At 46.7% G+C, this 8028-nt stretch carries 6 protein-coding genes; 2 read left to right on the top strand and 4 right to left on the bottom strand.

The window, feature by feature from the left end; translation table 11 throughout:
• Positions 1–14: 14 nt before the first annotated feature.
• Both cobQ and QUB10_RS27035 read right to left on the bottom strand, forming a co-directional pair.
• Positions 15–1481: a cobyric acid synthase CobQ gene (cobQ, locus tag QUB10_RS27040; protein WP_333206257.1), complete on the bottom strand. Its 1467-nt coding sequence runs from the start codon at positions 1479–1481 to the stop codon at positions 15–17.
• Positions 1482–1695: 214 nt separating this feature from the next.
• Positions 1696–3303, bottom strand: a complete 1608-nt coding sequence (locus QUB10_RS27035; protein ID WP_333206255.1) for a Ycf66 family protein — start codon at positions 3301–3303, stop codon at positions 1696–1698.
• Between the two features lie 357 nt (positions 3304–3660).
• On the opposite strand from QUB10_RS27035, the gene QUB10_RS27030 reads away from it, so the two are divergent.
• Together QUB10_RS27030 and QUB10_RS27025 are read left to right on the top strand one after the other, a co-directional pair.
• Positions 3661–3843: a hypothetical protein gene (locus QUB10_RS27030; RefSeq protein WP_333206253.1), complete on the top strand. Its 183-nt coding sequence runs from the start codon at positions 3661–3663 to the stop codon at positions 3841–3843.
• A 373-nt stretch (positions 3844–4216) separates the two neighbouring features.
• Positions 4217–4654, top strand: a complete 438-nt coding sequence (locus QUB10_RS27025) for a DUF6918 family protein (RefSeq protein WP_333206251.1) — start codon at positions 4217–4219, stop codon at positions 4652–4654.
• Between the two features lie 120 nt (positions 4655–4774).
• Here the strand turns inward: QUB10_RS27025 and QUB10_RS27020 are convergent, their stop codons facing one another.
• Both QUB10_RS27020 and QUB10_RS27015 read right to left on the bottom strand, forming a co-directional pair.
• Entirely contained in the window at positions 4775–6379 is a 1605-nt protein-coding gene (locus QUB10_RS27020; RefSeq protein WP_333206249.1) for a HoxN/HupN/NixA family nickel/cobalt transporter, read from the bottom strand.
• Between the two features lie 96 nt (positions 6380–6475).
• A complete protein-coding gene (locus QUB10_RS27015) occupies positions 6476–7882 on the bottom strand; it encodes a hypothetical protein (protein ID WP_333206248.1) in 1407 nt (468 codons plus the stop codon).
• Positions 7883–8028 lie beyond the last annotated feature (146 nt).

Genomic DNA, 8028 nt, shown 5'->3' with positions numbered 1-8028 from the left:
CAACAGTTAACTAATTAACCTAAAATATGCTTTATATCTAAATGCTTTTCCACTGTATCTGCTAGAGAGTCTAACAGAGTTTCGCGGTGTTCTCGGTAATTAGGAATACCTGTAGGCAATGCGCGGAGTCCCCGCTGCTGCCGCAAGTGATTTAACCAAGCTCGCCGCCAAGCTCCGTTGTCAAAGATGCCGTGCAGGTATGTACCCCAAATTGATTGAGAAGTATTGACAATGCCTAAACTAGCATCGTCAAATAGCGGTTGAGTCAAATCTGACTCTAGGATTTGCGTTTTTCCTTGATGAATTTCGTAACCGGAAACTGGCAAACCCGGTTGAGGATAGTTAGATGTTACGATTCGTTGGCGGGCAATTTTGTTCGGTGCCATCGCAGTTTTCAAAGGCAGCAATCCTAATCCTGGAAATTCTCCCTTTTCTCCCTCAATGCCTTCTTTATCGGTGATACTTTGTCCCAGCATCTGAAAGCCGCCGCAAACTCCCATGACTGTACCGCCAGCTACTAAATAATTTTGAATAGCTTTTGCCATACCTGTTTGGCGCAGCACCTGTAAATCGGAAATTGTAGTTTTAGAGCCTGGTAAAATCACGGCGTCTGGATGGCCTAAATGGTCTTTTGGGCTGACATATTTGACTGTGACGGTAGTTTCCGACTCCAGGGGGTCAAAGTCGGTAAAATTGGAAATTCGGGGCAGGCGGATGACCGAAATATTTATGTCGGTTTGAGAATTGGGAGAACGCCGATCGAGCAAATCGAGAGAATCTTCTGAGGGAAACACTTCGTCTATCCAAGGAATCACCCCAACTACCGGGATTCCCGTCCTTTCTTCTAGCCAAGTCAGGCCCGGATCTAAGATCGATTTTTGCCCTCGGAACTTATTAATAATGAATCCTTTAATTAAAGCTCGTTCGTCGGGATCGAGCAATTCCAAAGTACCGATGATGTGAGCAAAAGCACCGCCGCGATCGATATCAACTACTAGCAAAGTCCGAGCCTTTAAATATTTAGCTACCCGCATATTTGTTAAATCGCGGTGTTTGAGATTAATCTCTGCTGGGCTACCGGCTCCCTCACACACAATCATGTCAAATTCTTGCTTGAGAAATTCTAAAGAGTCCCGAATAGCTTGCCAGCCGATATCGAAATACTGCTCGTAATATTGAGATGCTCGCACATTGGCGATCGCCCTGCCCTTGACAATCAATTGAGAAGTCATGTCTCCTTGTGGCTTGAGCAAAATCGGATTCATCTCTACCCAAGGTGCGACGCCCGCAGCCCAAGCTTGCACTGCTTGAGCGTAACCAATCTCTCCGCCGGCCGCTGTGACATAGGAATTCAGCGCCATATTCTGACCTTTAAACGGAGTTACCCGCCAGCCTCGCCGAGAAAAGATTCGACACAAAGCTGCCACGAGTAAAGATTTCCCTGCGTGAGATGTTGTTCCCACGACCATAATTGCTTTCATAATATTAAAAGAGAAGGAAGAAGGAAGTTCGGCAACGGATTCTGTAACGGATGTAACGGATGTAACGGATATAACGGATGTAACGGATGTCAGGAAGAAGGAAGAAGGAAGAAGGAAGAAGTAAAAAGTAAAAAGTAAAAAGTAAAAAGTAATAAGGCAGAAGGCAGAAGGCAGAATCAAAAAAAATTCTGGTTTCTACCTTTTGCTTTTTGGCTCAAGATGATGGCTTATCTTCGCCGGATACATTCTCAGACTTGGATTCAGTGGCCGGTTTAGCAGTTTCGACTAGATTCTGATCGGGGGGATTCGGGGGACTCAATTCAGTTTGTTCTGCCTCAGAAGAGAGTTCTTCACCTGTAGATTCGATCGAGATCACTGATACTGAAACCGTTTCCACCTGCACGCTCAACCCAGGTTCTCCCGGTATTTCTATCTCTACAGGCGCTGCCATTTCCACCACAGTCATTTCTATAGATACAGCAGGGGCTTCTGCTTCCGTTACGCCTGCTGCTGCTTCCGGTTCACCAACCGCAGCCAGCGGTGTCTGGGTTTCCAGAGATACAGCAGGGGCTTCTGCTTCCGGTTCACCAACCGCAGCCAGAGGTGTCTGGGTGTCAGCGGACGATCGCTCTTCGATCGTCCCGTCCCCTATTTTGTCAGAACTCGCGGTTTCTGTGGCCATCAACGCGGCCATTGCTTCAACATTGGTGGGAAAAGGCACTCCTTGGCTTGTTTCCACAGCAGTGTTGCTGCTTTCGGCTGCCACTTCCGCAGCCGCCTGGGCTAATTCGGATTCCAGAATTTGGTCAATACCCGGTGCACGAGTTGCCGTTATTTTAGATTCCGGTGCGATCGATTCTGGAGTCACTGAGGGTTTTGGCGTCTGGGGAGTTGCATCAGATTTGTTTTTACCCGTACCCCGTCCCAACATACCGCCGAGACTATTTTTGATATTGTCAAACAGACTACCGAAACCGCCGGATTTTTTAGCTGGTTTAGGAGGAGTTGGAGTTGGGGCCGCCGCCGCTGCCGCTGCCGCCTGCGACTCTTTAACGGCTGTCCTCCATTCTGTTTCCTCGTCAAAATCATCGACTTCTGGCTGCTGTTGAGGCTCTGGCTGAGCCTCTACTGGCTCCACACTTGGCGCAACGGCAATTTCTGAAATTTCTAGAGGTAGAGGTAGAGGAGTGAAGCTGCTGGCTAATTCTGCTGGGGTTGGTGAAGTCTCAGCAGCAGGAGTTTCGACTGAAAACACTGGTATTTCGGCAATTGCAGGTGGTTTTGAGTCGGGAATTTTCAAGTCAGGGGCGATCGCACTTTCGGCCGTTAGCTCGTCGATCGAACTTTCAGCAATACTTTCAGCTATGGGGGAAATCGCCGGTTTTTCCTCTAGCTTTACCTCGCCCTTATCCACAGTGGGTGCTGGAACCACATCAGTTTTCGGTTTGGGCGATCGAACAAACTTAGGTTTTTTCGCTGCGGGCTCTTGTTTCTTGGCAAACAAGCCAGTAAACGGCACGCCTGCTGCAGCCAAATTCGCCGACTGAGGAATCGGCGTTTGCTCAGCAATCGGCGTCACCTGCCGGCGCAAAGTGAGAGTTTCCCAGGCAAACCAGCCCAACATCGCCACGCCCGCCATTTGACCAAGCAGGAGAGCACCAGTAATTCGTCCCGCACAAGCCCATAAAATTAACGCATAAAAAAGCCCTACCCCGCTCCACGTAAAATCACTTTTGCGGTGAACTTCTGGAAAAAAGAAGGCCGCCATGTAAATACTGAAGCTGCCTAGACCGACCGCCAACGCCAGAATGTATGCAAGCATATTGTCGGTACCTCCGCTGTGTCAAATAACTTCTACGCGCTAATTCTACCTTTGAGAGAGACTCAACGGCTTCTTTCTCAAGGACAATTCTCGATTTGGGGGGAAGTTTGCCAACGAACCAGTGTAAGGAATTTAACACCTTCAACGGATATTGACGGTAGAAGTGCGAGGAAAGATTTCCCACTCTCCCCCACTTCCCTAGGGCCCATCACCCCCTATCCCCATCACCCCCTTCTCAGTGGTGATAGATGTCACTTAAACTATGCCCGTGCGATCGCACCAAGCGACTGAGGATGTTTATATGTTGGAGGTGTAAGAGGAATTATGCCCTAGGGCATATGTATGGGAGACAATGCCATGTTAGAAAAAGTATTATTGGCGGCCGGCTTAACCTTATCGCTTCACATATTTCCCGGACTAAGCACTTCCGCGAAATTACCGAAAAATTTGGTATTGCGATCGAGCGATCGCCCGGCTCAAACCCAGAAACTTCCTGTCGTTGCAGTACCTGCGGGCATCAAGCCCAATGTCCAATCCTAATGATAGGTGCCAGATCATACGTGCAAGGGCGCTCAAACTTAGGCAGAGCCTTTCTAATATTTTTTTCGAGCTGTCCTCTTTTCTATGTGGCTGTTCACAAATCATCAGTTTGTAGTCAGGGCTTTAGTCCTCATTAATATCACCTAATAAGGACTAAAGCCCTTACTACAAACCGTAGACCAATAATTAGTAGTAGATCGAACATTAATTCCCATAAAATACTCAACAAATCTCAACATCAGGCTGTCTTATAAAGACATTCAAACCTTAAAAAACTTGGGAAACCTTGAATAAAGGCTCAAAATAGATATATGATTTCAGATTGAGCTCAAAGCTAATAAGCACATTGACTATTAAATCAAGGAGAGTAAAAATGGGACTTAGCGATATTCTATTGAATGAAAACAACAGAGAAACTTTTGTGAATGACTGTGTGAAGTTGATAGACAAACAAGTTGCTGCAGCGTCAGGATTGGGTGGCATGGCTCTTAAAGCTGCCTACTCTACTGTCAAGGGGATACGGGCTGACTATTGCGCCCAAGTCGTCGATCAACTTCTGCCAGAAATCTCGATCGCACTCGATCCGATGTGGACTGAAGCCGTAAACAATGGCAACCCAGTAGAATATCTAGCCCAAAGAAAAGGTGAAGTAGCAGACGAATTGCTCCAGATAAGTGACAAAAGGGTCGAGAAAAGCACAAGATCGATGGTTAAAGGCGCCTATGGCAAACTCCGCCCCTCAGCTAAGACTTATGTAGAAAAGGGAGTACCGGATTTAGCCGAAATTATTAATAAACATAGTGCGGCCTGAGAAGTGAGCAACGGCTAAAAAACAGAATACCCAGATACCCGGCTTCTTGCAGAAATCGGGTATCTAAAATCCGACTTATTCGTAAGTTTGTAGTTAGGAGCGAGAGTCATAATTTTATGCTTATCCATTGCCAATTACCCACTGATTGGCAGCCAATATTTTCCACATCGCCTGTCCGGTAATTCCCAACCCCAAAAACATTACAAACATCGCACTAAGCGTCGGCAGAAATTTAACTGCTGTTATCTGTTTTGGCAGTTTATCAAAATTTCGTTTTGCATAAACTAAGATTAACCCGATCGCACTCAGCACTAAAGCCAATCCCAAACTAAACGCTACCACTAACATCATTCCCAAACCAACATTGCCCAAAGCCGACGCGCTCAACAGCATCACCAAAGCCGAAGGACAAGGCAACAAACCGCCGGAAATTCCCAAGGCCAATAAGCTTTTCCAAGTAATAGCAGAACCGTCCGCACCGGGGGGCAAATGCGAGTGAATACGGCCGTCTCCGTGATGGTGGTAGTCGTGAGATATAGCTGGTTTTACAGGTGTAAATTCTCTCTCCCAACTTCCTCTATTTAAAAGGTTTACTGGTTCCTCACGGTTTATATTAAGGAGTTCCGTCCTTAAAAACCAGTTTTTATTAAAAAATTTATTCTTAATTTTTTTGATGAATTCAGTTTTCACAACTAATACCAATTTTAAAAAAGAATGCAACAGTATTCTTGTTCCCCCCCTTTGCAAGGGGGGGCTAGGGGGGGTCGAAGAGTGTTGCACGATTTTAGATAAATGGTATAACCTAGTCTTGAGTTTTTTTAATAGTAAATTTAGCCCGATGAAGGCTACTAATAAACCAGAGATTAAACTCAGCCAAGGATCTAATTTTTCTGGATCAATTAAGTTAGAAGCAAACAAACTAATTCCGCCCACCGCAAACACGCCCGCAGTGTGAGTTATTGTAGTTGTTGCTGCTAGAAATAAAGCGTGTATAGGAGTAGCCCGCGAACCCACTAAATAAGCGCCGACTATGGTTTTTCCGTGTCCGGGCGACATCGCGTGCACGCATCCCCAAGCAAATGCTCCCGCTACTGCTAGCAGCAAACTCCAACCTGAATCCCAGATAGATTCCTTTCCTGCTAACAAAAAGTCGCGGTTTTGCGGCGTAAACACAAAGCTTTTTACAGCACCGGCTTGCACAATCGTAGCTTGACAGCTAGCTGTCGGAACTCCGGGCAAAAACAGATTGTAATTAATCCGAAAATTAGGTTTGGAGATGGAAATTGCATCAGGTAAAGCGGGAGTTTTATCTTGAGAAGGTGCGGGCCAGGTGTAGTGTAAAATTAAGGTGCTGTGGGTATTGGGCTGCTGGATAACACTGGTGCTTTTAGCTGCTATTTCTAGCGGGTTTACTGCTACGGAGCCTTGAATGTTGCTGCTGTTGGTGATGCGAATTTGTTGGCTGAAAAACTTTTCTAGTTGTGTTTGGTGGCTGCGAACTTCAGCAGGTTGTAGCTGGCTGTCTCGATTGTCGTCGGCGAAGTTTGTTAAGCCTGTTGGGAAAGTTAATGTTACTTCGGTTTGCAAATCGTTGACTACTATTTCTGCTACGGATAAGTCTGACCAGTGCGAGTAAACGGGCCTGGTTGAGGTTGTTAGTAACAAGGAAAGTGTTAGGAAGAATAAAATGAAAAATTTTGGCAGTCGGTTTAGTTTGTATTGCATAAGTATATCCTTTTAAGAGTTTTATCGTTGGGTGGGGGCGGGTTTATTTAAATTGTCTCTATCCCATAAGATTATTGGTGAACCCGCCCCTACGGCTCAAAATTCATAACTTCCCAAACCTAATGCTTGGCGAGATCGATCGTCAAAAGTCGGATCAATTTCCTTGGAGTTTTGAAAATAAGCGCGAGATTCAGCATCCTTACCTAAAGTCCGGGCGATCGCACCAGCCCGGTAAAACATCCCCGCATCCCGAATCCCCGATCGCACTATTTCGGCCATCACTCGATCGGCCTTTTGCCATTCCCCAGCGGCGGAAAGCGCCCAAGCTAAAGTATCCAGCGTCACCGCATCCCGGCGAATTTTCACCTCCTCCTGCATTAACGCCAGCGCTTCCGCGACATCCTGCGATCGACCTTTTTCCAGCAGCAAACTTGCCAAATCGCGCCGGTGTCCAAAACCGCTAGATCCAGAAACCTGTTCCTGTCGCAGCCCCGCTTCTGCTTTGTCGCGAAGTCGCCGGGATTCGATCGCATCTCCCTCTAACTCTTTAACTCTCGCCATACCGCGATCGACAATGCGATCGAACACAGTCTCAACCCCGCCAGAATACGCAGAAACCTTGCTGTAATAGCCTTCCGCCTCCCGATAATTGCCCTGGCGCGTCTCCAAATCCGCCAAATAAATCAGCGCCAGCGGGTATCGCGGCACCAACCGCAGCGCCTCCAAAAACAGCGCTTTCGCCTGCACAAACTGCCCACGACGCGCGTAAAACCGCCCCAAGAGCGATCGGGCCCGCGCCGAACCAGCAACCTCTCCTGGTTCCTCCGCCGCCATTGCTTGCCGGTAATCCTGCACAACCTCAGCATCTCGGCCCTGAGACTCTCTCACTAAAGCTCTTAAAGTGAGAGAACCCAAGTTAGGAATCCGTTTAACTAAGGCTTCTGCGGCTACATTTGCCTCGCTCACTTTTCCCATTGCTAAGTGAGATGTAACTGAAAGGGCGATCGCATCTTCATTGTCAGAACCCGCCTGTTTAGCAAAGCGCAAAGCAGTAGCAAAATCGTGTCTGGCCTCGGCAATTCGAGCTAAAACTAACAACGCACCTTGGTTGTCAAAAGGCAAATCGGCGATCGACCTTTGAGCCGCTTGTTCTGCCAATAAAAACCAACCTCCCTCCCCAGTAGCGCGAGCCATTTTCAAATAAGATCCCGCCAGCGCCGCCCGGTTCAAACCGCTGCGGGAATCAACGGCCAACCGCTGCTGGTAAAAAGCAATCTCTTGCTGAATTGCTTCTTTTTGATTGGGATTATTTCTCAAACTTTCCGAAAAATGATAGCGGTAATTAGTATCGAGATTTTCGGGACTTTTGTTAGAAAAATTATCTGAAATAAAACGCAAATTAGGAGGTAAATTCACTACTACCATCCCAACTAAAGGAACCACTATCAGCACCCACCACGACAAAATATCCGATTTTATTTCCTGTTTAATCTTAGTTTTCATACATCCGCGTTAATCAGCGTTCATCTGCGGTTAAAAAAAGCATTTCCGATCAGTCATTAGCCAAGAATCAATAACTAATGACTAATGACTAATGACTAATGACTAATGACTAATGACTAATGACTAATGACTAATGACTAATGACT

This window comes from Microcoleus sp. B5-D4 (genome assembly GCF_036705145.1).
GTDB lineage: Bacteria > Cyanobacteriota > Cyanobacteriia > Cyanobacteriales > Microcoleaceae > Microcoleus.
The sequence above is the reverse complement of the archived record's forward strand: the minus strand, read 5'-3'. Positions and strand labels throughout refer to the sequence as shown.

What these genes read in the sequence shown, in the direction of transcription:
- cobQ (WP_333206257.1), bottom strand. Translation starts at nt 1,481, where the DNA reads ATGAAAGCAATTATGGTCGTGGGAACAACATCTCACGCAGGGAAATCT.
- QUB10_RS27035 (WP_333206255.1), bottom strand. Translation starts at nt 3,303, where the DNA reads ATGCTTGCATACATTCTGGCGTTGGCGGTCGGTCTAGGCAGCTTCAGT.
- QUB10_RS27030 (WP_333206253.1), top strand. Translation starts at nt 3,661, where the DNA reads ATGTTAGAAAAAGTATTATTGGCGGCCGGCTTAACCTTATCGCTTCAC.
- QUB10_RS27025 (WP_333206251.1), top strand. Translation starts at nt 4,217, where the DNA reads ATGGGACTTAGCGATATTCTATTGAATGAAAACAACAGAGAAACTTTT.
- QUB10_RS27020 (WP_333206249.1), bottom strand. Translation starts at nt 6,379, where the DNA reads ATGCAATACAAACTAAACCGACTGCCAAAATTTTTCATTTTATTCTTC.
- QUB10_RS27015 (WP_333206248.1), bottom strand. Translation starts at nt 7,882, where the DNA reads ATGAAAACTAAGATTAAACAGGAAATAAAATCGGATATTTTGTCGTGG.